Genomic DNA, 479 nt, shown 5'->3' on the forward strand with positions numbered 1-479 from the left:
TGGTGAAGTAATTTAGTGAGTAGACAAGGGAAATGGAGATAAGAATGGATAAAAGCTATATTATCAATGGGAATGTCATATTCTATCCTGGCAGCGGTATAGTATCTTCACTATTAACAGGTAGTACAGTTAAACTTAATGCCCCTACGGCACAATTATTAGAGGCTTTTGTCTCCCGAGTGGGAATGACAATTTCACAAAGTGAACTTTATAATATTGCCTGGGGCGAAAAAGGTTCGAGTGTCACTCCTAACACGTTGTATCAAAATATCTCTTTATTACGAAAAGCACTCAAAGATGTTGGTGTTATCGGTGAGTCTGTAACAACTGTTAGAGGGAAAGGTTTTATTTTTACTATGTCAACAGTTATAGAAAATATGACTGATAACGAGATTGTGAAAAACATTAGTTTAGAGTGTAGCGATAACAAAACAAAAAAAAAAGATGATTGTTGTATATTCAATAACGATGGGAGTTTG

The 479-nt window shown here is 34.9% G+C and carries 1 protein-coding gene; it reads left to right on the forward strand.

Translation table 11 applies throughout. The features are described 5' to 3' along the window. Positions 1 to 44: 44 nt before the first annotated feature. Positions 45 to 479: winged helix-turn-helix domain-containing protein (locus V1952_RS22490; RefSeq protein WP_420075628.1), on the forward strand; the 435-nt coding region annotated here is incomplete at its 3' end.

Source organism: Yersinia sp. 2542 StPb PI, assembly GCF_048593855.1.
Taxonomy (GTDB): Bacteria; Pseudomonadota; Gammaproteobacteria; order Enterobacterales; family Enterobacteriaceae; genus Yersinia; species Yersinia enterocolitica_E.